This is a genomic window from Flectobacillus sp. (assembly GCF_049240685.1).
Classification (GTDB): Bacteria; Bacteroidota; Bacteroidia; order Cytophagales; family Spirosomataceae; genus Flectobacillus.
Window position 1 is genome coordinate 1 of the sequence record NZ_JBMLSD010000377.1, and the last position, 24395, is coordinate 24395.

Here is a 24395-nt window from a genome sequence, read left to right on the forward strand (position 1 = left end):
CTGAATAATACCGCCTTGATAATCAGAGTCAATATTGATATTTTCTGCAAATGGACTGATTACTGGACAAAATTGAAGTTACTAGTTCAAGACTTAGTCTTGGACTCATTTTTTTAACAGTTTTAAACTGTTTTTAAACATGCATTGAAAAAGTCTAAATACCTTTTCTCTTTTTGTACAGTAATTAGTGTATTCTCATTGTTTTTTACTCTCTATTTTATCCAACTTAGGGTTTAGACGCTCTATTTTGCCATCACTTTCCCATCTCCGATTAATAATATACCCTTCACCAAGGTAGATATTTCGTATCTAAATTTCGCCACTGAATACCTGTTCTGTGTATCCATAATTTCGCATTAATAACAGCTCTTGGCTTATATTTACGCTTCCTTTACGGGATTGCCCGTGAGATCATTTAAAATTTTTGCTTTAAATTCATAGCGGGAATCAGACAAGTCTTCAAAATAGATTTGCATATCTTCTAAATTTGGTCATTTAATAGATAACATTCTGATTCCTTTTTTGTCCCTCCCTAATTTTTAAACATACTCTAATTGGGATAAATGGATATATCGATATTGCTAAGTTTAAAAACAGGAGAGGAATTATTTGTTTTGAGGTTACCGGGTGGAATGACGCCACTGGTCACTTTACGTTATGGGATGGAAATAACATTTTGTATGGCCAACACGACTACTTCAATCTACCTTCTGAAGGAAAAGGAGCAAAAGTAACAAAAGCATACCTCTGGGAGTGCTAGAAATATCCTTTAAGATCTATATGGTGGCCTAAATGAGACCTCTTTCGGCATTTACAACTTCCTCTAATCGCACAAACTTACAAAGCTTATTTGTTACATCTTCAAGCCTTGGCAATTCGGGCAAATCAAAACTTGGATAATTGACTTATCCCTGATATTTTAACAAGAACGAGCTGGAGTTCAAAAGAAAGCGCGTTTTATAAAATAAAACTTAAATTTTTAAAAGTTAGAAGTTCAACTATCAGGAAAGCATCTGTTAATGGCTTTATCTTGACCAATCTTATTCAATTAAATGATGTTAGATTTCACAACTGGAATCCAAGTTTCCACTCAAGCATATCTGTCGTTTAATAATTTAAAGTGACAAACCTTGCCTTCTTTTCGTTTAAAGGTAAATTTTGTACTTTATTAATAAATTTTCTTAAATACTAGGTCTTTCTTGCCTATGAAATCACAACAATTTTTCCTTGCTTTAGGGTTTGCTTTTATCACTACCTCAATTTATCAGGTAATTTCAGTCTGGAATGCGCCTATTAGCGCTAATATTCCAGTGCTGTTTTTCAATGTTTACTTACTGGCACATTTTGCTTTGGCTTTCAAGGCTGTTTTGTTATCTCAGAAACTTTCTTATTTCTATTTAGGAGGGTTATTGGTCGCTATGGGTATCAATGGATTTATGCTAAAAATGGAAGAAGCATCCTTGATTTCACAAGTTTTGCTTACAGTTACAACCATTTCATTGAATTACCTAAAATCCAATATTGATGAACAAAATTGGGAAGAAGATAATTATATACGCAATAAGAGAGAATTAGTGGAGTTGTAGAGAATTGTTTAAAAAAAGCAACTCCTTTTCACAAAAATCCCTGATAATTGTTCGTGTCGTAATATTTACGCCGAAACATTATCAGGGATTTTTTTATTTAATCTTAAAAATATTAAGTCAAAATCTATTGGTTTTTGATTACAACTGATTAATTTAGAATTAGTTCACCTTTTAACTTTTAAATAGCAGTCACATGAAAACGTTCGTAACCCTTTTACTAATTTTAGCAACGGCAAGTTTGATTCTTTTTTGTCATTTCTTCATTGATATTTACCCAACACTAGACCAATTCCAGCTATTTTATGGAAGTATGCTTATGGTGGTAGGGCTCTACCATTTGTACAATTTACAAACCATTTTCAAGTCAATAGATTCTTTTCGAGTTTTCATTTGGGATTATTTTCCACTTAGTTTTTCTATTAGTATTTTTCAAATCGTCTGTAGTTATTCCGTATCAATCTGGTCATTATTGGGCTTATTTTCTTTAAGTGCTGCCTACCGACTTTGGAATGTAAACAAAAAAATACCCTCGAAATAGTATATTCCACTCAATATTTCACCTAAACTATAGCTCATGATGAATCTTCCCAAATGGTTACTTGTAGCTGGCATACCGATCATTGTAAACGTATGTTTTGCTCAATACAAAACACTCTATTTTCCTTTTGACCAAGGCTCTATTTTATCCCTTTCATTGATATTCATCAATCTTGTACTTTTTTATTTTTTGAGTAAATATCTTAGAACTCCTGAAGGGAAAGACTCCCCTCTAAGTGTTGAGTATATTTATGCTGGTTTAGTCATGAATATTGGTATTTGGATAGCTGATGTTTCGACAGTTTTTGTGACTATTTGCTTGCTTATCATTGTGATGCGTCTTTATTTTCTCCAGACTCGAAATGCTTAAATAGCCAAAATGTTGTTCATCCCAATTTTTTAGGATTGTGATCATGTCCCAAGTTTTATCAAAAAAGCGGTCGGAAAATATTTTCCGACCGCTTTTGTTCAACTACCCTTATGTTGCGTTTTATAAATTTATCTGTTCTGTAAATTCATTACCAAATCTATCTGTAGCTTTCACCACGATAGTTTTGGCTTGCGCTGAAGGCTGTACAAAAAATAGGTGGTCGGTCAAAGTTGGATCTACAAACTTATGTTTCTTTGGTAAATCAGGACCTGCAAAAAGCTCCACAGCTAATGGATCCAATGAAACTTTTTGCTCCATTGCTCCTTTTGCAATGCCATCTTCCCACCATTCAACTTTCCATTTTTTATCCCAATTCCAAACATTGGCTACAATGCTATCGGGAAATTCTTTACTAGCACCTTTCGGATATACCTTCAATTGATAACTTGCAGGTTTTCCCGTTCCTTTATAATACCAGGAAATATTTCCACCATCGACCTGATACACGCCATATCCACTTGGAGAGCCATCCGTACAGATTGGGCCTGTCCACCAAGCACCACAAACCGTTCCGTGAACGTGTTCGATGATGTTGCCCTCCTCCCATTTTTCATTCACATGGGTATGTCCCGACATAATATGCGCTTGGAAAGGTTCAAGTATTTTATACAATTGACGTCTGTTGGCAACAGTCCCCCCAAGTTCCTCTTCTTTGAGTTTATTACGACGAGCATGACCTGTGTTAGTCGGGATATGTAAACTTACCACGACAGTAGAGCCTTCGGGCACAGAAGCCAAATCTTGCTCTAACCAATGCAATTGGTTTTCAGTGAGATAGCCAACGTATTTCTTGGCTGTTCCCATAAAGAACACATCGTCTAAAACTACATAGTGAACCTTGCCACGGTTGAACGAATAGTAGGTTGGGCCGAAAGTATTTTTAAAGGTTTTTGAAGAAAAATCGTCTGTTCTGGCATCCAAATCCATGTCATGGTTGCCAATGACACTAAAAAATGGAATATGAGCTTTTCCAAAAGCAGCAATATAATCATCCAACAATTCGAAATGGTCCCACACTAAATCGCCACAACCAATACCATGAAAAAGAGTATCCTTCGGAGCTGCTTTTACTAATTCAGCCAAATCTTCTCCCGACTTTTGTAGTTCTTCAGCATCCTTTTTAGAAATAATCTGAGGGTCAGCCCAGACTACAAATTGGTGTTTGGTATCGTCAACAGATAGTGGCTTCAGGGTAAAATTTGCTTGAAAAGTACTTTTTGAGGTATCTATTTTCTGATAAAAACGAGCAACGCCTTTTTCATTGGGAAACTCATAACCCGACGGAACACTGATGTACACAAACTCCGCTTGCGAATGTGCCTTAATTTGGTATTTACCGCTATTATCAGTTCTGACAACGGTATAACCATCCGTAACCGATACTTGAGGAATACCCTTCCCATTGGAAGTAACGATTCCTTTGATTGTTACAAATTCGGTTGAGGTAGAGAGCTCATTCGACATAACCGATGGCGTACTAAGCACTGCCCCTCCTATTCCAAAATTCTTAAGAAAATTTCTTCTGTTAAACATATATTTTGGTTGTTTTTGTAGCTAAACATTAAAGCTGAATTGTGAATTAGTGGTGTAAGAAGCTTGAGTTTTATCATTAAAATAAAAATTGATGTAGCGGCAACCGCAAGGGTTGCCGCTACACCCCAAAAATTATAAATAAGAACTTTATTGAACAAAATAAAACCTTCATTCAGCACTAATTCCAAGCGTAAAATTTACAAATAAAATACTGATTATTAGAATTTTACACTCACAATTCACCACTCATAATTACCTCATTACTTCGTCCACCATGTTTTGGTATTAATATCGTCTGCTCCCATTTGCGCTACTGCTTTATCGTAATTTGCACGGTTAAGCGACTGGGTTGATAAGGGATATTTTAATCTCATCGGCATTTTGCCGTTGTTTTCAACACCTTTACCAACTGGCAAAACAGGATATCCCGTACGCTTATATTCAAACCATTGTTGCATATCATTGAAAAATAGAGCAATGTATTTTTGCGTCATGATTTGTTGGAGCGTTCCGTTGTAAGCCACGCCCAATCGGATCAAAAAATCCGTCGGTTGTGTTGCTCCCCAATATTTCATAGAAGCAGAAATACCCTTCTCATAATGGTCTTTGGGACTGTCGGTGGTATATCCTTTGAAGGCTGCTTCAGCCAACAAAAATTCTACTTCTGCATACTGCAAGATAGTACCTAAAATTAAAGAAGTTTTAAGGTTTTTGTTAAGTTTTGAAGAACTTATCGCGTTCATCGCTGGACCCTCGGCTATGGTATAGCCACTTGGAATACCTGTGTATTTACCACTGGCTTTCGTAGCCCAAATATCCAATCTTGGGTCAGACCAAGTACTTAAGGTTTTGATAAAAAACTCTGAAACGGCATTTGCTCCATTAAAATCATAATCACGAGTACTGGTAAAAGGATTCAACAAGGGCGTAACTTGTGTGAATTTCAGAGCTGCACTTTCATCAGCACTTTGCATTAATGGATATTTGTCTGGACTTGACAACATGTTTTTTAGCTGTGCCTGAAAAGCAGTGGATTTTGCTTCACCTCGCATCAATAGGCGCAAACGGAGGGAATTAGTAAATTTTTTCCAGCGCAAAGTTCCTACCGTACTTTTATCTGCCCCAAACAAGGCATCTTGCCCTAAAGTCAGTGTTTTGGTCACATCATACAAGGCATTTGCGGTATCCAATTTGGCAATCAAATCTTTATAAACGTCCTCTTGTTTATCAAAAGTAGGATTTACCACATAATTGGGATAACCTTTTAGTGCCTGTGAATATGGGATATCGCCATAAATATCAGTCAAGTTCGCAAATAACCAAGCCTTTAAGGTCAGTCCAATGGCTAAATAATTGGGCTGAGACATGGCTTTTGCCTTTTGAATCATATCTTCGATATTAGTCAATGACAAATAGTAATTGCTCCACATATAATCTGACTCACTCGGAAAAAGTACATAACGGTGAAAGACCGTATTGCCTTCAGTCAAGGATACTGTTACTTGCATCAACTCATTGTTGAGACGATGACTTCTACTTAAACCAGTATTGACCCCTTCCAAAATAGCAGTATTCATAAAACTCCCTGCTGTTGCCGACGATACACCCTCTGGGTCGTGATTGAGTTCCTCCATGCCTTCTGTACAAGACGTCAGAGCTACAATAAGTAAAAGATATAAAAAGATAAGTTTTTTCATGTTATAAAAATTAGAAAGAAATAGTAAGGTTTGCTCCCATTGTACGAGTAGATGGGAATTGTCCAACTTCTAAGCCTGGTGTGATGGTGGCATTATCCAGCGTAGATGTTTCGGGGTCAAAAGCTGGGAAAGTTGACCATACGAATAAATCACGACCGTAAATTCCGATACTGGCAGCTCTCAGGAAAGTCTTACGAAGTATTTTTGCTGGAATCGTGTAAGCCAAACGAGCTTCACGAAGTTTTACAAATGAAGCATCAAATGTATTAGCTTCTACATTGTCACGACCATACCATTTGTTGTAATACGTTACGATATTAGTCGCCTTGGTGGTATTTGGCACATATTGACCGTCAGCATTGAGGGTTACTCCTTCGCCAATAATACCGTCGTATCTACCTGCTAATGTAGCTGTAGTCTTACCTTGTTCACCTAAAATAGAGTTAGTCAATGAGAAGATTCTACCCCCTTGACGAATATCTAACAAGACAGAGAGACTCCAGTTTTTGTACTTAAAATTATTAGAAATACTTCCCCTCCAGTCAGGATTTGTGTTACCTAGGTTGACAAACTGGTCAGTAAGCACAGGATATCCATCTTTGTCAAATACAATTTGTCCTTCTGGCGAACGCTTGAAGCCAAGCCCGTAAATTGTTCCTAAAGGTTGACCTTCTCTAGCCTCCACTGTTACACGGCTACCAACGTATTTTGCCAAAATAACACTTCCAGTTTCATTATTTAGCTCCAATACTTTATTACGGTTCATTGACCAGTTTACCGTCACATCCCATGAGAATCCGGCATAATTTTTCACAGGATTTCCATTCAAGGTTAACTCAACACCTTTGTTTACGACTTTACCCATATTGATGAGTGAAGAGCTATATCCAGAAGCATATTCCACTGGTGCATACAAAATTTGGTCAATTGTAGTTTGCTCATAAACGGTGGCGTCCAAACTCAAGCGATTTTTGAAGAAACGCCATTCTGTACCTGCCTCAAAAGAGTTGTTTCTTTGGGGCTTTAAATTTGGATTGGCAATTACATTAGGACTTTCTAGTTCGCCGGGAAATGTACCAGAGTTATAGATTTTTTCCAAGTTATATGTCCCAAGGCGAGCGTCATATCCTACACTGGCATACGCCCCACGGATTTTACCGTAGCTTATCCAATTCGGCATATTGGTCATTTGAGATAAAACCAAACTCAATGTAGCTGATGGATAAAAGAAAGAATTATTTTGTTTTGGTAAAGTGCTACTCCAGTCGTTACGACCAGTTACATCCAAAAAGGCAAAATCTTTGTAGCCAAGGTTTACAAAACCATACAAACTGTTGATTCGCTTATCGGCACGATCACTTTGAGTGAGCGGTAATTGCTCAGAATTTGCCAAATTATATACCCCAGGAATCACCAAGCGGTCAGCTAATTGATTGGTAAATTTTTGACTTTGTTTCAAAATATTCCCTCCAAAACTTGTTGTTACTTGCCAAGTTTTTTCAAGTGGCAATTTGTATTTCAACAAAAAATCAGAGTTAGATTCTAGGTTAAATACATTTTGCTGACGGTACATACCTGCTTGAAATTTTTGGGTATTCTTCGGACGTTGTTGCGAACGAAATTCATACCCCATATCCAAACCAGTACGCACCGTCAAATCCAAGCCTTTCAAAATATTGTAGGTAGCCGACATAGTACCCGTTACATTATGACGACTCGATTTGTTCAGCATTTCATATACAATCAAATAAGGATTATCAATCAAAGAGCTAAAAGGGTGATTTTGTTCCAGACCTTCTTTGCCCGGTAACCAGTAAGGCTGATACCAATCCAAATTAACATTCGGGTTTTGGAAGGCAATGAAATACATAACAGACTGGTTGTTGTAGCCCGTCGACGGAAGGTTATCGCTAAATTTATTGTAATAGTTCACCTTAGCAGAAGTACTCAACTTAGCCGAAATCTGTGAATTATTTGAGAAACCTAAACTAATGCGCTCATAACCTGTATTTGGCAAAATCCAGTTATTCTTCATTTGCGAGAGACTCAAACGAGTATTGCTTTTGTCTTTCACATTGGTAATCGAGATATTGTTTGATAAGGTTACTCCTTGCTCAAAAAAGTTTTTGCGATTGTCAGTGTAAGGTTTCCAAGGAGTTCTTTCTGTAAAAACTCCATTGGCATCACGAGGCGAGTCATACTGATAAAATAATTGACCATCAAATTTTGGTCCCCAAGCCGAACTTGTACTTTGCGTTCCTGCTCCATCAGCCGTTGTACCATAGGAGTAATAATTCTGACCAGCCGTTCCCTGACCATACTGATATTGGTAATCTGGCCAACGATTTACTTGGTCAACACTAATGTAAGAGTTAAACGAAACCCCAAGCCCTTTTTTGTCCTTACTTGCGCTTTTGGTCGTGATAATAATGACTCCATTTCCTGCACGAGAGCCGTACAAGGCAGATGCAGCAGGACCTTTCAACACGTTGATAGACTCAATATTGTTAGGGTCTATATCTGTCAATGCACTCCCAAAATCGATGGGAGAATCACCACCCAAATACGCTCCATGTCCTACACCTTGAAAAGAAGTATTAATCGGTTCGCCATCGACCACGATTAAAGCGCCTGGCGAGTTGAAATCCAAAATACTTTCCCCACGCAATGTCACGCGACTACTGCCCATTGGTCCATCGGTTTTGGTTAGGTTCAAACCTGCAACTTTACCCGATAGTGCGTTCATAAAGTTGTTAGAAGGGGCATCTGTCACAGCCGAGCCGTCTAATTTTTGGGTTGAATATCCTAGGGCTTTTTCCTCTCTTTTGATACCTAAAGCCGTAACCACTACCTCATTGAGATATTTGTTATCTTCTGATAATTGAACATTGAGGTGATTTCTTCCTTTGATTGGTACCTCTTGTGAAGAAAATCCCACAAAAGAAAATAGTAAAACAGCGTCTTTATCTGAAATACTAATTTTAAAGTTACCGTTGGCATCAGAAGTGGCGCCTTTACTTGTGCCCTTTACCGATACGTTTACCCCAGGTAAAGCATCTCCTGTTTGAGCATCGGTGATTTTTCCGCTTACCGAAGTGTGGTCTTGCGACTTTGGGCTTGCTTTTAGAACAATTTGATTATTTCCAGAAAAGCTAAAATCGATATTTCTGTTAGAAAAAATACCGTTCAACACTTGTTTCAGGTTTTGATTTTGGGCAGAAAAAGTGACTTTATCTTTCTCCGAAATCAAACTTCCTGAATAGACAAAACGTACGCCAGTTTGTTTTTCGATTTGAGATAAAACGTTTTCTAAACTCTGGTTTTGAGCCTGAACCGAAACTTTGTTGTTCAATACTTCTTGTGCTTGGGATACTTGTACATGACATACACCAAAGCCTAAGGCCAACGAGAGTGTTGGCACTGAGATGATTCGCCTAATTATTAGCGAGAATCGTTTTTTTTGCATAAGTTTGCTTGAGATAATAACCTATAAGGGCACCTTGTAAAAGGGGCTACAACATGGGGATTGTTTGCAAGGTTAATGAAGCTCGACCCTTCATTGACCTTTTTTTATTAGTAAAATAGTCTAAAACTATATTTTGGACTCGTATTTATTGGCAAATTCCTTTTATAATAACCTCCTTTCCTTTGATTTGATATTGGATACCTAATGAAGATTGCATCAATTGTAAGACTTCCTCTAAGCTAGCATTTTCGAAAGAGGCAATCCAAGTACAATCTAATAACCGAGAATTTTCAACTTGAAATGACACCTCATACATTCGTTCTAATTTCCTAAAAACCAAACCCATACGCTCACGCTTGAAGTAAACCTTTCGTTCTCTCCAACTGATTGACTCTCTGGCATCAGTGACGTTTGATTGACTTAAATTCGCTTTTTCACTTTGATAAGTACAAACTTGATTAGGAAGAATGAGACAATTACGTTGAGGATTATTGGCCATTTCTACCGCTACTTTCCCTGTCAATACGGTCACCTTGGCTTGGGTGTCTTGTGTGTAATCATGCACATCAAAAGTGGTGCCTTTCACCGTGGTATTCAAGTGTTTTGAGCTAACGATAAAAGGCTGTTGAGGGTTGTGAGTTACTTCAAAATAAGCTTCCCCTTCTAAATATACGTGACGAGTTTGTCCAAGTAGTTTTTTGGGAAAACGTAAACTTGAGGCTCCATTCAAAAATACCTTCGAACCATCCTCCAAAGTAACTGTGGCGTGCTCTCCTGCCTTTGTTTTGATAGTCTGATAACTTAACTCATACTCGGGTACTGGTTGGTTGTATTTGCCAATCCATTTCCAAGCTAGGATAGAAATTAACAAAACACTAGCGGCGACTCCAGCACGAAGTGCCCACGAAGTAGCCAAACGAATGATTGGGGCATCTTTTTCAGAGGATATATTTACCCACATTTTTTGCTGGGCGTTCGATAAAGCCTCCTCAGAGTCGGAAGGTTGAAAAGACTTATCCTCATAGAGCGATTGCGCCCATTGATCAAAAAGGGCTTTTCCCTCGGGGCTTTCTTTGCCACTTAGGTATTCTTGTAAAATTCGCTCCTGCTCTTTAGAAATCATTCATGTAAAGGGAAATGGGGATGTTTTCCTTCCCTTTCATGTATGTATTCGTGTGAGATAAATTTTAGTACTATGCCGAAAAACGATTTTTTAAAAAAAAGTAGATAAAAAAAGTCCAAGGGTTGCAAATTCTCTTAATCGAAAACGAACCACTTGTAGGGCTTTAGATAATTGATTTTTGACGGTTTGGGGGGAAATCTGAAGCTTTTGGGCAATCTGCTCAACAGAGAGTTGTTCAAATCGGCTCAATTGAAAGACTTCTTTGCATTTTTCTGGTAAAACATTCACCGCTTGATGAAGATGATTATCTAAATCGTTGGTCAAGATGGTTTGCTGAGTCGAGAAATCAGCATCAGTAGAAGTTTGTCGAATTATTTGGGCATAATCTTCTCGAACATATTGTTTTCGAATTTTATCCAATAATTTATTTCGAACCATCGCAAACAAATAAGATTCCGAAAATACTGTAGGGGCTATTTGTTCTTTTTGCGTCAATAATTGTGTAAAAACATCCTGAATCAAATCTTGGGCATCTTCAGCGCTCGGTGTAGTACGACGTGCAAAGACGTAGAGCTTTCGCCAGTACTTCTGATAAAGTACCTCAAAAGCGTCTGAATCGCCCGCTTGCCATGCCTCAATTATAGCAATATCATTTTGAAATTTAGTGTTTGTCATAAGCAAAACCAATTTTGCCACAAAGGTAAATCTTGATTTTTGCGAAGACTCGAGTATTACATTATGCTTTTATTATGGTATTGTTAGCAAAATTTTACGGCAAAGCCTTTTACTAGGTTAACGACAATAATTAAACCTTTTCAATCATTGAAAATCTAAAAGGTCCAACTCTAAGCACAACATACTATGACTTTCTCAAGTAAACAAATTAAAGGAGGATTGGAGGAATATAAAGGTGAATGGAGTACGCCCCAAATTACTCACTTGCTCAAGAGGGTAATGTTAGGCGCCAAACCAGCCGATGTAAACTATTTCAAAACCAAAACTTTAAGTCAGTCCGTCGATGAATTATTAAAACCTCAATCTTTTCCAGAGCCGCCACTCAACTATTACAATACGGCCGATTATACAGACCCAACGGGTGTTCCACTCGGTTCAACATGGGCATTTGCCGCTTATGGAGATGGTACTCTTAATGGAAAACGACGCAATAGCTACAAAGCTTGGTGGCTCCAACAAATGTTTTATCAAGGACGAAGTATCCACGAGAAAATGATTCTGTTTTGGCACAATCATTTCTCAACAGAAGCAGATATAGTACGAGATGCTCGCTATTTATATAAGCATCATTCGCTGTTACGAAAATTTGCTTTGGGCAACTTTAAGACTTTTGTACGAGAAATATCCATCGACCCTGCCATGTTGGTGTATTTGAATGGCAATAAAAATACCAAAACAGCCCCCGATGAAAACTACGGACGGGAGCTACAAGAACTCTTTACGATGGGAAAAGGCCCTGACTCGAAGTACACTGAGGACGACGTAAAAGCAGCAGCTAGAGTTTTGACAGGCTTTGTGGTAGATGCACTCAAAATAGATTATGGCTTTACCCCGAGTAGGCATGATACAAGTGATAAAACTTTTTCAGCCTTTTACAACAACACGGTTATCAAAGGAAAATCAGGTGCTGATGGCATGTTAGAACTAGATGAATTAGTCAATATGCTTTTTCAAAAAGAAGAATTGAGTAAGTTTATTTGTCGGAAAATATATCAGTTCTTTGTGCATTATGATTTGAATGAGACTGTTGAAAAAAACGTCATTTTGCCACTCGCCGAAATATTTAGAAAAAACAATTTTGAGATTACTCCTGTTCTTTCTACCCTCTTTAAAAGTCAGTTTTTTTATGATGCACAGCTTTATGGAGCTGTTATCAAATCTCCCCTAGATTTAGTCATTGGAAACCTTCGTGAATTTGATGTAATATTCCCAAATCCGAAAACGGAATTTGTGGATGTTTACACATTTTTTGTGGAAGTCGTTCGTCAAGGAACCATCATGCAACAAAGCATTGGTGACCCTCCCAATGTGGCTGGTTGGGCTGCGTATTATCAGCAACCCATATTTTACGAAGCATGGATTACGGCAGATACCTATCCCAAAAGAGTACAATATACTGATACCATGATTGCCAATGGAATAACTCGTAATGGAAAAAGAATACAGATTGATGCTATTGCGTTTGCCAAAAACTTACCAAAGCCGAACGACCCTAATTTGTTGATCACCGATTCCATAGCCTTATTGTACAAAGTGCCCTTATCAGCCGAAAAAATAGAACAAGTCAAAAGAGACATTCTACTTTCAGGGCAGTCAAGTGACTATTATTGGACCGAAATCTGGGACACTATGTTGGTAAAACCACAAGATACCATGACCCTCGTGAAGAGTAAATTGCAATCTCTTTATCAATATTTATTGTCACTACCAGAGTATCAGTTGACTTAGTCATGAATGATGAATTGTGAATTGTGAATTAGGGCTAAACGAAGGATTTTCAACAATTTCGGATTTGGGATTTCTGATTTTGGATATAAAGCAAATTACCTTTATTTTTTACAAAATATAGAATATTACACTTCCAAAATCCAACATCCGATATCCGAAATAGAGAGTTTTGTATTTCTTCGTACACTACTAGTTATGAGTGGCGAATTGCCAATACCAATATTTCACTCTTGCAATTTATCAAAATTAATTTTGCACATTATTTCTTCTATCTAAAATCTATTTCTATGAAACGCAGAGAATTTGTTCAGCAGTCAATATCAGGATTCTTAATGCCTGCATTACTCAGTGGTTTTTCGGTAAAGGCCTTAGGAAATGTTGCAAAAAATCAGAGTAGTGACGAAAATACCCTTGTGGTAATCCAACTCAATGGTGGAAATGATGGCTTAAATACAGTAATACCAATTGATAAATATGGGCTTTATAAAAATGCCCGCTCCAATATTGCTCTACCAGAATCAGCCTTATTGAAGGTATCCCAAAACGGAAATATTGGACTGCACCCTTCTATGGCAGGGGGCTTGCATAACCTTTTTATGGAAGGCAAAGCCAACCTAATACAGAGTGTTGGATACCCGAATCCCAACTTTTCTCATTTTAGGGCGACAGACATTTGGAATTCGGCCTCAGATGCCAATCAGTACGTGTATAACGGCTGGCTTGGAAGATATTTGGCTCTACAACATCCTACATTTCCAAACAATTATCCCAATTCACAATTTCCTGACCCTTTGGCCATACAAATTGGCTCAACGGTGAGCACCGCCCTGCAAGGCCCTATCTCTTCTATGGGAATGGCTATTACTAACCCCAGCAGTTTTTATAATTTGGTACAAAATAAGGTAGAAGATGCACCAGATACGCTGGCAGGCAAAGAATTGAAGTTTTTGAGAGAAGTTGCCAACCAAACGAATTTATACGCAAGTTCAATACGAGGAGCCGCAGGTAAGGCCAAAAATTTAGTAACCTATCCCAATACCAATTTGGCAGGACAATTAAAAATCGTGGCAAACCTCATTGGCGGAGGACTCAAAACGAAAGTTTATTTTGTAAATCTAGGAGGTTTTGATACTCACAGTAATCAGGTAAATACAACCGATACCACCACGGGAACGCATGCCAATCTTTGGAAACAAATCTCGGATGCCATCAAGGCATTTACCGATGATTTGAAAGCTATGGGTGTATCCAAAAGAGTCGTAGGAATGACCTATTCTGAATTTGGGAGAAGAATCAAATCAAATGCCAGTGGCGGAACAGACCACGGTGCAGCCGCACCGATGTTCATGTTTGGAGATATGGTAAATCCAATTGTATTGGGCACCACGCCAGATATTGCTACTTCGGTTCAAACGGGCGATAATGTACTCATGCAATATGATTTCCGATCGGTATATAGTTCGATTCTTGAGCAGTTTTTGTGTATGAATGCTAGTTGGAAAGACGATGTTTTATTTAAAGATACCTTTCAATCTTTACCACTCATTCGACCGCAAGCCTGCGGACTTTCGCCTGTCGTGGATTTAGAATCAACTGGTGAATATATCTACAATTACCCCAATCCTTTCCAACAAAGTACGATTTTGGTCTATACATCAAGAGGAGGACATAACCTGATTCAAATTTTTGATAATGTAGGAAGACTCATGGACACCCCAGTGGATGGGCTATATCCTGAAGGCACTTACGATATGCCTGTAGATACTTCAAAATGGAAAAATGGTGTCTATTATGCTCGTTTTCAGAATGAATCGTACCAGCAGATTAGGAAATTAATGAAACATGGGTAAGTAGGAGTTCTGAATTGTGAGTGCTGAATTATGAATTATTAGTGTACGAAGGATTCTAAAATTGTTTATTTCGGATATTGGATTTGGGATTTCGGAAGTGTAATCTTTTACATTTCTTAGAAAATTAAAATAAGTTCAATTTATTTCCGAAATCAAAAATCCCCAATCTGCGATAGTTTAGATTCTTGCTGTCCAAGTTTAATTACTGGGAACAGCGAGGGTTTAGAACGCAAAACGTGTGACATCATTAATTACGGTTAACAAAGCCACACGTTTCACTTAAAACTACTTTAGATAATCTAAAAAGTACTAATCAAATCTTACATCGGAAACATACCCCTTACACAAAATATGTATCGTATAGGATTTCCGTTAGGGTCTTTAGGGTTAGGGATATTTGGAATTTTAGGTATTCCGAAAGTTCTCATTCCATCACCTCCGTAAGTGGTACCTATTAAAGCAAAAACGGCGGAATATTCGTTAATACTTAAGAGTCTTCCATCACAAAGTACCCAGTCCTGCGGAACAAAACTTCCAGCAAAGGTTAAAATTTGGCCCAAAAATGGTTCTGCGGCGTACTCGTCATCATTGATGCCGCAGTAATAATGAATAGCTGAGTAATCATCATCATAAACTTTAATGGGGTCTAATTTGGGCACACCATCTTTCCCATTACATTTTTTCCAACTTGAAGGATAGTGACCTCTTCCAGCATATAAGCAAATTTTATTGATCGTGCTCATTTTAATAAAAGTTTTTTAACTAAGTGTGATAACATTGATTATAACTACTTTACATTACCTAATCATGCGTTGGGAATTCTCCATTTACGCAGATAATGTGCATGCATGAGCCAACCTTTGGGAAAACAGGCAGATTAAATTCACGTATCTCATATTGGAGGTTTGCACCAAATTGGTTTCCAATAACAGCATACAAAGCTGGGTTTTGGTCAATCTTCAGCGCTCGACCATCGCAAGGCAACCATCCTTCAGGTGCCGTTGTACCATTGTAAAGCATAATAATGCCTATACAGTTTATTTCACGCATAATAAATAATAGTGTGGTGGGGTAAATTGAATGTTGCCCTAATTTACGCATTCAGGCTTTGCGAAAAATCCGATAGGTTTGAAATTTTTACAATGTTAATCGTAGAAATACATAGATACAAATAAAATATATTGAATTTTACAAAATTTATTTTTCGGTTAAATTTCCATAATTTATAATATCAAACAAAGGTTGACTCCCTATTTAACTGAACATACGTAAAGCGTTATGTTTGATTTCTGAATTGGAGCGAAGGAAGCATTAGAATAGATATCTCTTTCCCTATTTCAGTTTTAACTACTGGAAACAGCGAGAGAAACTTTAAATTATTAGTTATCTAATGGTAGAAAAGATTTGTTTTTTACAATCATTCTAATTCCCACAACCACAAATCATACTTGTCATTCTGCTAATCTTTTGTATTTTTGTTAGAAACCCTTTTTTTCACATTCAACAAACCTTATGAAAAAAACGCTTTACCTTCTGAGTTTTTGCTTGGGGACTTCGCTTTTTGTCCAAGCTCAACAAAAACCTGCTCCGAAAGAAAATGCTCCTCTCACTACTACAGTAGAAGACAAGCCCAACAATGGTAGTCGCACGCTCAACCCTGATTCGTATGTGGTTACTACCAACGAAGTAACTATCAAAGGTCAAAAAGTGCCTTACAAGGCTTTGGCAGGTACCATTCCTGTGTGGAATGATGATGCCAAAATACAAGCCTCTCTATTCTATACGTACTACGAAAGAACTGATGTAAAAGACAAGGCTACTCGTCCTCTGATTATATCTTTCAATGGTGGCCCTGGCTCTGCTTCGGTTTGGATGCACATCGCTTACACTGGCCCACGTATTTTGAAGATTGACGACGAAGGCTATCCTGTTCAACCGTATGGCATCAAAGACAACCCTTATTCTATTCTCGACGTTGCTGACATCGTTTTTGTAGACCCTGTCAATACAGGTTTTTCAAGAATCATTGATAAAGACGCTCCTAAATCAAATTTCTTTGGTATAAATGCTGACATTAAGTATTTAGCAGAGTGGATTGGCACTTTTGTTAGTCGCAACAACCGTTGGGCATCTCCCAAGTTTTTAATTGGTGAAAGCTACGGTACAACTCGTGTCTCAGGTCTGGCAAACGCCCTTCAAGAATCTCAATGGATGTATTTGAATGGTGTTATTTTGGTGTCGCCAACTGACTTGGGTATCCCTCGTGAAGGGCCAGTGGAAACTAGTTTAAAACTCCCCTATTTTGCCGCCACGGCTTGGCATCATAAGGTTTTAGAACCAAGTCTTCAAAATAAAAAGCTGGAAGATATGCTTCCAGAAGTTGAAAAATTCACGGTCGAGGAATTATTGCCAGCCATTACACAAGGCGGTTTTATTGCGCCAGAAAAGCGTCAGGCAATTGCGAAAAAGTTTGCAAGATATTCAGGGCTAAAGGAAACAGTTGTACTTCAAAACAACTTAGACATTTCCTTGGATTTATTCTGGAAAGAACTTCTTCGTGATAAAGGCTATACCGTTGGTCGTTTGGACTCACGCTATTTGGGCGTAGACGCCCGTGAAGGTGGTGAAAAAGTAGATTATAATGCCGAACTCAACTCGTGGTTACACTCTTTTACGCCTCCGATCAATATGTATTTGAGAGAGGAACTAAAGTACAAAACCGATTTGAAATACAATATGTTTGGTCCTGTTCATCCTTGGGACAGAAGCAATGACCATACGGGGTATGATTTGCGCAAAGCAATGGCAACGAACCCTTATTTGAAGGTATTAGTACAATCGGGCTATTATGATGGTGCTTGTGATTATTTTAACGCGAAATACTCAATGTGGCAAATGGATCCAAGCGGCAAATTCAAAGATCGTTTGTTCTGGGAAGGTTACAAATCGGGTCACATGATGTATTTGCGTAAGGAGGATTTAGAAAAATCAAATGAAGACTTAAGAATTTTCATCAAAAAATCTCTTCCAAAACCTGGCGAACCAGCCAAATATTAATGAGTGAATTGTGATTGAGTGAATGAGTGATTTATTAAAATGTAGAGACGTAATATTTTACGTCTAGCGAAGATTATTCACAAGAAATATCAAAAAAGGGGTCGAAAATTGTTTTTCGACCCCTTTTTTGATGCTACCGAATTGAGCGTGTATAATGACTATTTTTTAGATTTATAAACCTAATCACTCAACCATTATTTAATCTCAACAATAAATTCTTCTTTCGCTTTGCGATATTTTTTCAAGTTCACGTTCCAGTCATTTGGAGCATCGCGGTAGCCTAATGGAAGCAATACAACACTTTTCAAGCCTTGTTCTGCCAAGCCTAAGATTTTGTCAACTTCTGGAGGAGTAAACCCTTCAATTGGAGTAGCATCAACGCCAACCTCGGCAGCAGCAGCAATCGCCAAACCAAAAGAAATATACGCTTGTTTAGCTGCGTGTGTTGCGTGCCATTCTTGACCAAGTGGTTCGTACATACCCCACAAAGTAGATTTGTAGGCATCCATGGTGTTCAATGGCAAACCACGTACTTCCATCATTTCGTTGAATACCGCTGTGATTTTATCCAAAGAATAACCATCCCAAGCAGCAAATACCAACAAATGAGAACATTCGGTGATTACACTTTGATTCCAAGCTACTGGTCTGATTTGTTCAAGAACTTCTTTATTTGAAATCACAAAAACTTTATATGGTTGCAATCCTGATGAGGACGGCGCCAATCTTGCAGCTTCTAGGATATAATCCAACTTATCTTGAGGCACAACCTCTCCGTTCATTTTTTTGGCAGCATAACGCCATTCCAAAGATTCTAATAATGTCATAACGAATATTATTTGCTAATTTTATGTGACAAAATTAGTAATACCTGGTGACAAAAAGTAACTTTGTGTCATAAAGTAATAGTGACATTTAGGTAACAAGATGACAAATGACAGAAATTAGCCCAATACACAAATCAACCGCATGTGGCAAGTCGATTCAAGCCATACACGATGTAATGGATATCATTGGAGGGAAATGGAAAATTTCCATCATTGCCTGTTTGTGTTATGGCAAAATGCGATATTCTGATTTATTAAGAGAAGTAAATGGTATTTCAGGGAAGGTTTTAAGTCGAGAATTGAAGGATTTGGAGGAGAATCTTCTAATCACAAGAACGGTCGTAAATACACAACCTATTAGTGTAGAATATGAATTGACAGAATATGGACGTTCACTGAAAAGTATTACTAACGTGATAGCCGAATGGGGCTTTGAACACCGAAAAAGGATTTTAGAACAAGAATTAGTATAAAATCAATGGGCTTCCTTCTAGCTAAACAACATTGAGGAAGCCCTTGAATAAATAATAAATTGTCTATTTCAAAAGTTTTTTCAACTTACATTTTTTGAGTTGTTGTATCTGCTCGCTCACAATTTGAGCTGTTAATTTCGAACCCTCATAATTTGGATGAGTATGATCTTTTGGGAAAAACTTATCTACTTTTTCTTTGCCTAATTCTTCATATTTGGCGGCAACGACTTCATTTAAGTCGATAAAATATGCTTTGTTTTCCTCTGCAATTTGTTTTGCCCAAAGTCCGTAAGACTGACTCGCCCTTTCTATTTTTCCATTTTTCCAAACGTTTCTTGGTACTAAAGAACAAACAATTGGCGTAGCGCCTTTTTCTTGCGTTTCTTGCACGTACTTGCGCATATACCAGCCATACGAATGTACGATTTCGTGTTTTTTTGTCAGAAGGTTGTCTATCTCCTCCGATTCATTACCAATGCCTTTGATAGAACCCCTCGCACGGCTTGTGTCATTGATGGCACCTCCGTCGTTGTGTCCAAACTGCATGATTACATAATCGCCTTTTTTCAATTTTGCCATAATTTTATCCCAACGTCCTTCAGTCAAAAATGTACGGCTACTACGCCCTCCTATGGCATGGTTTTCAACATTAACTTTTACGGTATCGAATTGTTGATTCATAAAACTGCCCCATCCCCACAAACCATCTGACCCAGCTCCTGAACCATTTCGAACGGTTGAATCACCAATAATATAGATGGTAGGTTTGGTTTTGAGAATTGTAAATGAACATACTAAAACGAAGGCAAAAAGTACCAAAAACTTGTTTTTCATCTGTGAGTTTTGTTTTAAATTACAGAATAGATTTCGAGATAATGTTGAATTTGAGAAATATAGCTCCTTTATAAAAAAGGAAGTTCCTCATGCTACCACAAGGAACTTAACCTAAATCTCCCCTAATCAACTGTTTACTTACAAATTACTTTTGTTGTAATCTTCGAAGTAACAAGTGTTTCAATAACGAAGAGTTATCTTGCTCACTTATATACTCAATTTTTTATTTTTTCATTCTTACAATTTCGCTACCAGCCAATAGGAAACATCCTAAACCGTAGTCTTCGAAATCAGGAACTTTATCAATAGCCAATGGTTGACCATCTTTAGGCTCTTTACCTGTACCTTGTACCCAACCCAAAAAACCTGATGGTTGTACACTCTCTGTAGCTAATGCATTCCAAGCTTTTACTAAAGCCGGCTTATATTGTTTAGCATTCAAATGTCCATGGTTGATACCCCATGCCATGCCGTAGGCAAACAATGATGTTCCTGTAGCTTCTTTACCTCCATAATTGCTTGGGTCATGCAAACTTACATTCCAGAATCCGTCTTCTCGCTGAAGTGGCAATAATGCCTTCATCATGGTTTTATACATCTGCAAATATTCCTCACGGTGTGGCGCATTTTTAGGCATAATTTCCAATACTCTCACCAAAGCTGCCACAATCCAACCATTTCCACGAGACCAATAGCAATCTTGTCCGTTTGGTTCTTTGTAGGGTGGCACAAAATCTTTATCTCTCCACCAAAGTCCATCTTCTGGATTAAATAAGCCCTTTCCACCTTCTATCGTTTTTGAGTGATTGTACATTTGGTACATCTTCTCAAAATAGGCATTGTCTTTGTACAAAACACCCAATTTGGCAAATACTGGCATTCCCATTTGAAGTGCATCAATCCAAGTCCAGTAGGTACAATTAGGATTTTTTACCAGACTATCCATATTAGCTTTGATATCGCGGATACGCTCTGGTTTTTTGTCCATCATATACAAATCAATATAAGTCTGTCCGCAACATTGGTCATCGGCATTGTGTGTCAATACGCCCGAACGCAAGCCCCATTTATGACTTTCACCCCATGCTACTGCGTAATCAATATAGCGTTGTTGTGGGTCTACTTTATACAAATCCATCAATCCTTCATAATACACCGCACGGGTCCAAATATTACTTGGACGAGTTTTGTTGGTTACGATAGGCTTACCAGTATCTGGCCACTTTTGCATAAAATAGTCATTTGCTTTACGCATCGTGGCTATTACCTCAGTTTTGCTGGGTAATTTCTGAGCAACTGCCGACATACCACCCAACAACATGCATAGCAATAAAGGTACTTTTTTCATTCTCTGAAAATTTAATTGACAATTGAGTCCTGTTTACAAGAAAATTAGAACTGAATAAAACAATTTCGGATTGGGGATTTCTGATTTCGGAAATAAAGTAAAATATCTTAATTTTGTACGAAATATTGCATATTACACTTCCGAAATCCCACATCCGATATCCGAAATAGAAATTATTGAATCTTTCGTAAAGTTCTAATCAGTAATAGTTTATTTCTTTTTAATCAACAACTGTACAGAGCTATCGTTTATTTCAAACTGGTTTGACTTGAGTAAGTTCAGCATTTCTGCCCCCGCATAAATTACCGGGCCATAACCGTGAGCCGCAAATGGGCTAATTGGACGGTGATAGTAAAATGCTGGGTCAAAACCCATGCCTGTACCCACACAGGTACCTTCTACTTGTCCTTGCTCATTTACCTTCGTGCTAATCGCATTCCACGCCAACATGGTGGCGGGTGTATAAGCCAATTTATCAATCCAACCTTTATTGATTGCCTTTGCAAAACAATAGGCATAAATAGCGGTTGCAGACGTTTCTAAATACGAATCGTTTCTATCTAATAATTGATGCCAAAAACCGCTACCCGACTGGTATCTTGACAATCCTTTCACATGTGCTTTCAGCAAATTTAATACCTCCTCACGACCAGGGTAATTTTCTGGTAGAGCTTCCAAAACCTCTATTTTGGTTAAGATAGCCCAGCCATTAGCACGTGCCCAATGGAACTGAGGATGTTCTGACATACCTTCAACCCAGCCGTGCATATAAACACCCTTCTCAGGATTAAACATTCTTTTTGAAAATTGACGAACCTGTTTGATGGCTTCGTCATAGTATTTTTTATCGCCTGTTAATTTACCCATCTGAGCAATCGCAGGAATGCCCATAAACATATCGTCTAACCATAAAGTACTGGCTTGTGGACGATTACGAGCCAAAGTTCCATCACTTAATCTGAACTCTTTATTCATGATATAATTGATGTGACTGTCGATTAGAGGACGATAATTGTTGGAAGAACCAGCTACCGACGATTTAATCATAGCTGCACACATGGCACCACAATCATCCAAAGCATGTGGATTTAGCAATCCCTTCAATGGCCCTTTTGTACCCCAATCTTCACTCGCTCCTGTTGATTTCTTAAAGAATGGAACAGCATCGTTGATAAATTTCAAACGTTTCTCTGTATATTCTTTATAACGTGCATCCCCTGTGTATTGCGAGGCCAACATCATCGCCTGATAAGTTACACCCCATTCGTAACTTACTAAACGAAAATCTCCTTTTTGTAAAGCCGTATTTTCATCAATTTTTGACAAATCACCAACTACTTCATTTGTCTTGGTATTGATAAAGTTTGTTGGGGTCACCTTTTCCAGATAGGCATGAACTCTTTGCAAGGTTTTTTCAACCTCCTCCGCTTTTACAATTCCATACGGAACGGGATAATCGGGCTGAATCAAGTGCAAAGGCGTATTAGAATCGTTCGATTTTGTAACATTCTTTTGTGCAAAACCTTCTGCACCAGAGAAGAGTAAAAAACCTAATAACGCAACTTTATCAAAAGAATACTTTTTCATAATCGGCTTGGGAATTTTGGATAATTTGTTTTACTCTCAGAAGTAAAAATAGAAGAAAATCTACTTGCAAAATGACTCTTCGATTAGTACAACTTCCTCAAAGATAAATGTCATTTATGGCTCAGCCGTCCTGTAGCGTCCTTGTTGAAAGATAATAGTGAGAAAACAAAATCGATAACTTGGTAAAATATATTAAAAAAATACAAAAATAGTATAATGATTCTTTCAAGTATTTTCATTACCAAAACAGGATTTTTGATAAAAAAAATTGGACAATGATTGGATTTTAGCAATTTGGCAACGTTCCCGATATCGTTTGCATAAATTAATTTATCGGAAAAATTGAATATCATTTATTCAACTCTTAACCTTGGTTTAGAAAAACATACCATCGATAATAGTTGGTTTTCTACCTATCTAAAAAAAGTATAAGTTTTAATGATAAGTTTTTTCTAAAATTTTCAGAAAATCCTTTTCAACCTTAATTAGCCATATTAGAATGATTGCGAAAAAACAGAAAATTTGGGATGTGATAAGAGTTGATGATATTTCGGCAACGCCGAAATATTTACAAATTGTACATTCAACACTTAAGGGCATCGAAACAGGTCAAATCACAGTGAATGATCGCCTCCCGTCGATCAACGAAGTGAGCTTTGAGTTAGACGTTTCTCGCGATACAGTTGAGAAGTCCTATCGACAACTCAAAAATATGGGTATTCTAGAATCTGTGCCAAGTAAGGGTTATTACATCAAAAACGTGGATTTTGAAAAGCCTATGAAGGTTTTGTTGCTTTTCAACAAGCTTTCTGCTCATAAAAAAATCATTTTTGATGCTTTTGTGAAAGAATTAGGTCAACAAGTGGCGATAGATTTTTATGTGTATAATAATGATTTTGCCCTCTTCAAAAAACTCATCACAGCCAAAAAAGATGAGGACTATTCACATTTTGTAATCATTCCATATCTTTTAGATTTCAATGATAAAGTTCAAGAGGTGGTAAATTTGATACCAAAAGAGAAGTTGATTATTTTGGATAAAATGGTGGCTGGGGTACACGGAGAATTTGGTGCTGTCTACGAAAACTTTGAACAGGATATTTATATGGCACTCTGTCAAATGCTAGAAAAACTTAGAAACTACACGAGTCTAAAACTGATATTTCCAAAGCAAAGTTGCTATCCACAGGAAATCCAGAAAGGATTTTTAAACTTCTGTCAAGATTTTGCTTTCGAGGCCACTATCATCGATAATATCAAAACTGAAACAGTCACCGAAGGGTCAGTTTATATAAACTTGATGGAGGATGACTTGGTAATTTTAATCAAAAAAATATTTAACGACAATCTGGTGATAGGCAAACAAGTTGGAATCATTTCGTACAACGAAACGCCACTGAAAGAAATTATTCTTGATGGCATCACCACGATTTCGACAAATTTTAGAGAGATGGGAAAAACTGCTGCAAGATTAGTCCTCGAAAAATCTAAAGATCATATCGCAAATTTGTTTGAGGTGAATCTTCGAAATTCATTATAAGTAACGATTGGGAAATAAAAAAGCCTGAGGTTTCTCAGGCTTTT

19 protein-coding genes are annotated in these 24395 nt (G+C 37.6%); 8 read left to right on the forward strand and 11 right to left on the reverse strand.

The annotated features are described in order from the left end of the window. Positions 1-577 precede the first annotated feature (577 nt). From ACOVQ4_RS17480 to ACOVQ4_RS17490, 3 genes are all read left to right on the forward strand, one after another. The gene (locus tag ACOVQ4_RS17480) at positions 578-760 is read left to right on the forward strand and encodes a T6SS effector amidase Tae4 family protein (protein WP_421821932.1); all 183 of its coding nucleotides are present in this window, start codon (positions 578-580) and stop codon (positions 758-760) included. A gap of 445 nt (positions 761-1205) precedes the next feature. Next, positions 1206-1586: a hypothetical protein gene (locus ACOVQ4_RS17485; protein WP_421821905.1), complete on the forward strand. Its 381-nt coding sequence runs from the start codon at positions 1206-1208 to the stop codon at positions 1584-1586. A gap of 574 nt (positions 1587-2160) precedes the next feature. Next, positions 2161-2493: a hypothetical protein gene (locus tag ACOVQ4_RS17490; protein WP_166579629.1), complete on the forward strand. Its 333-nt coding sequence runs from the start codon at positions 2161-2163 to the stop codon at positions 2491-2493. 120 nt (positions 2494-2613) lie between these two features. On the opposite strand, the gene ACOVQ4_RS17495 is transcribed toward ACOVQ4_RS17490, so the two are convergent. The 5 genes from ACOVQ4_RS17495 to ACOVQ4_RS17515 form a co-directional block, all read right to left on the reverse strand. Beyond that, positions 2614-4086 carry a calcineurin-like phosphoesterase C-terminal domain-containing protein gene (locus tag ACOVQ4_RS17495; protein WP_421821906.1) on the reverse strand — a complete coding sequence of 491 codons (1473 nt, stop codon included), beginning with the start codon at positions 4084-4086 and terminating at the stop codon, positions 2614-2616. Positions 4087-4346: 260 nt separating this feature from the next. Beyond that, positions 4347-5783: a SusD/RagB family nutrient-binding outer membrane lipoprotein gene (locus ACOVQ4_RS17500; protein WP_421821907.1), complete on the reverse strand. Its 1437-nt coding sequence runs from the start codon at positions 5781-5783 to the stop codon at positions 4347-4349. Positions 5784-5793: 10 nt separating this feature from the next. Continuing rightward, positions 5794-9249, reverse strand: coding sequence for a SusC/RagA family TonB-linked outer membrane protein (locus tag ACOVQ4_RS17505; RefSeq protein WP_421821908.1), 3456 nt, complete (start codon positions 9247-9249; stop codon positions 5794-5796). Positions 9250-9394: 145 nt separating this feature from the next. Next, a complete protein-coding gene (locus tag ACOVQ4_RS17510) occupies positions 9395-10372 on the reverse strand; it encodes a FecR family protein (protein ID WP_421821909.1) in 978 nt (325 codons plus the stop codon). A gap of 90 nt (positions 10373-10462) precedes the next feature. Continuing rightward, positions 10463-11047, reverse strand: a complete 585-nt coding sequence (locus tag ACOVQ4_RS17515; RefSeq protein ID WP_421821910.1) for an RNA polymerase sigma factor — start codon at positions 11045-11047, stop codon at positions 10463-10465. Positions 11048-11233: 186 nt separating this feature from the next. On the opposite strand from ACOVQ4_RS17515, the gene ACOVQ4_RS17520 reads away from it, so the two are divergent. Beyond that, positions 11234-12835 (forward strand): DUF1800 domain-containing protein, encoded by a 1602-nt coding sequence (locus ACOVQ4_RS17520; protein WP_421821911.1) that lies wholly within the window; start codon positions 11234-11236, stop codon positions 12833-12835. Positions 12836-13122: 287 nt separating this feature from the next. Then, the gene (locus ACOVQ4_RS17525) at positions 13123-14685 is read left to right on the forward strand and encodes a DUF1501 domain-containing protein (protein ID WP_421821912.1); all 1563 of its coding nucleotides are present in this window, start codon (positions 13123-13125) and stop codon (positions 14683-14685) included. A gap of 320 nt (positions 14686-15005) precedes the next feature. Here the strand turns inward: ACOVQ4_RS17525 and ACOVQ4_RS17530 are convergent, their stop codons facing one another. After that, complete coding sequence (locus ACOVQ4_RS17530; protein WP_421821913.1) at positions 15006-15428, reverse strand: phage tail protein; 423 nt, start codon at positions 15426-15428, stop codon at positions 15006-15008. 58 nt (positions 15429-15486) lie between these two features. Continuing rightward, on the reverse strand, positions 15487-15735 hold the full coding sequence (locus tag ACOVQ4_RS17535; protein WP_176464480.1) for a phage tail protein: 249 nt from the start codon (positions 15733-15735) through the stop codon (positions 15487-15489). A gap of 462 nt (positions 15736-16197) precedes the next feature. Between ACOVQ4_RS17535 and ACOVQ4_RS17540 the strand changes: the two genes are divergently transcribed. Further along, positions 16198-17742 (forward strand): S10 family peptidase, encoded by a 1545-nt coding sequence (locus tag ACOVQ4_RS17540; protein ID WP_421821914.1) that lies wholly within the window; start codon positions 16198-16200, stop codon positions 17740-17742. A 194-nt stretch (positions 17743-17936) separates the two neighbouring features. Here ACOVQ4_RS17540 and ACOVQ4_RS17545 read toward each other — a convergent pair whose 3' ends face one another. Further along, the gene (locus ACOVQ4_RS17545; protein WP_421821915.1) at positions 17937-18569 is read right to left on the reverse strand and encodes an NAD(P)H-dependent oxidoreductase; all 633 of its coding nucleotides are present in this window, start codon (positions 18567-18569) and stop codon (positions 17937-17939) included. A 107-nt stretch (positions 18570-18676) separates the two neighbouring features. Here ACOVQ4_RS17545 and ACOVQ4_RS17550 point away from each other — a divergent pair, with 107 nt between their 5' ends. Beyond that, on the forward strand, positions 18677-19042 hold the full coding sequence (locus ACOVQ4_RS17550; protein ID WP_421821916.1) for a winged helix-turn-helix transcriptional regulator: 366 nt from the start codon (positions 18677-18679) through the stop codon (positions 19040-19042). Positions 19043-19105: 63 nt separating this feature from the next. Here the strand turns inward: ACOVQ4_RS17550 and ACOVQ4_RS17555 are convergent, their stop codons facing one another. From ACOVQ4_RS17555 to ACOVQ4_RS17565, 3 genes are all read right to left on the reverse strand, one after another. After that, positions 19106-19876: a rhamnogalacturonan acetylesterase gene (locus tag ACOVQ4_RS17555; protein ID WP_421821917.1), complete on the reverse strand. Its 771-nt coding sequence runs from the start codon at positions 19874-19876 to the stop codon at positions 19106-19108. Positions 19877-20099: 223 nt separating this feature from the next. Then, entirely contained in the window at positions 20100-21224 is a 1125-nt protein-coding gene (locus ACOVQ4_RS17560) for a glycoside hydrolase family 88 protein (RefSeq protein ID WP_421821918.1), read from the reverse strand. A gap of 210 nt (positions 21225-21434) precedes the next feature. Then, entirely contained in the window at positions 21435-22811 is a 1377-nt protein-coding gene (locus ACOVQ4_RS17565) for a glycoside hydrolase family 88/105 protein (RefSeq protein WP_421821919.1), read from the reverse strand. Positions 22812-23310: 499 nt separating this feature from the next. On the opposite strand from ACOVQ4_RS17565, the gene ACOVQ4_RS17570 reads away from it, so the two are divergent. Next, complete coding sequence (locus tag ACOVQ4_RS17570; RefSeq protein ID WP_421821920.1) at positions 23311-24351, forward strand: GntR family transcriptional regulator; 1041 nt, start codon at positions 23311-23313, stop codon at positions 24349-24351. Positions 24352-24395: the final 44 nt, after the last annotated feature.

What these genes read in the sequence shown, in the direction of transcription:
- ACOVQ4_RS17515 (WP_421821910.1), bottom strand. Translation starts at nt 11,047, where the DNA reads ATGACAAACACTAAATTTCAAAATGATATTGCTATAATTGAGGCATGG.
- ACOVQ4_RS17525 (WP_421821912.1), top strand. Translation starts at nt 13,123, where the DNA reads ATGAAACGCAGAGAATTTGTTCAGCAGTCAATATCAGGATTCTTAATG.
- ACOVQ4_RS17485 (WP_421821905.1), top strand. Translation starts at nt 1,206, where the DNA reads ATGAAATCACAACAATTTTTCCTTGCTTTAGGGTTTGCTTTTATCACT.
- ACOVQ4_RS17500 (WP_421821907.1), bottom strand. Translation starts at nt 5,783, where the DNA reads ATGAAAAAACTTATCTTTTTATATCTTTTACTTATTGTAGCTCTGACG.
- ACOVQ4_RS17520 (WP_421821911.1), top strand. Translation starts at nt 11,234, where the DNA reads ATGACTTTCTCAAGTAAACAAATTAAAGGAGGATTGGAGGAATATAAA.
- ACOVQ4_RS17560 (WP_421821918.1), bottom strand. Translation starts at nt 21,224, where the DNA reads ATGAAAAAAGTACCTTTATTGCTATGCATGTTGTTGGGTGGTATGTCG.
- ACOVQ4_RS17570 (WP_421821920.1), top strand. Translation starts at nt 23,311, where the DNA reads ATGATTGCGAAAAAACAGAAAATTTGGGATGTGATAAGAGTTGATGAT.
- ACOVQ4_RS17550 (WP_421821916.1), top strand. Translation starts at nt 18,677, where the DNA reads ATGACAGAAATTAGCCCAATACACAAATCAACCGCATGTGGCAAGTCG.
- ACOVQ4_RS17495 (WP_421821906.1), bottom strand. Translation starts at nt 4,086, where the DNA reads ATGTTTAACAGAAGAAATTTTCTTAAGAATTTTGGAATAGGAGGGGCA.
- ACOVQ4_RS17565 (WP_421821919.1), bottom strand. Translation starts at nt 22,811, where the DNA reads ATGAAAAAGTATTCTTTTGATAAAGTTGCGTTATTAGGTTTTTTACTC.
- ACOVQ4_RS17530 (WP_421821913.1), bottom strand. Translation starts at nt 15,428, where the DNA reads ATGAGCACGATCAATAAAATTTGCTTATATGCTGGAAGAGGTCACTAT.
- ACOVQ4_RS17490 (WP_166579629.1), top strand. Translation starts at nt 2,161, where the DNA reads ATGATGAATCTTCCCAAATGGTTACTTGTAGCTGGCATACCGATCATT.
- ACOVQ4_RS17505 (WP_421821908.1), bottom strand. Translation starts at nt 9,249, where the DNA reads ATGCAAAAAAAACGATTCTCGCTAATAATTAGGCGAATCATCTCAGTG.
- ACOVQ4_RS17510 (WP_421821909.1), bottom strand. Translation starts at nt 10,372, where the DNA reads ATGATTTCTAAAGAGCAGGAGCGAATTTTACAAGAATACCTAAGTGGC.
- ACOVQ4_RS17540 (WP_421821914.1), top strand. Translation starts at nt 16,198, where the DNA reads ATGAAAAAAACGCTTTACCTTCTGAGTTTTTGCTTGGGGACTTCGCTT.
- ACOVQ4_RS17545 (WP_421821915.1), bottom strand. Translation starts at nt 18,569, where the DNA reads ATGACATTATTAGAATCTTTGGAATGGCGTTATGCTGCCAAAAAAATG.
- ACOVQ4_RS17555 (WP_421821917.1), bottom strand. Translation starts at nt 19,876, where the DNA reads ATGAAAAACAAGTTTTTGGTACTTTTTGCCTTCGTTTTAGTATGTTCA.
- ACOVQ4_RS17535 (WP_176464480.1), bottom strand. Translation starts at nt 15,735, where the DNA reads ATGCGTGAAATAAACTGTATAGGCATTATTATGCTTTACAATGGTACA.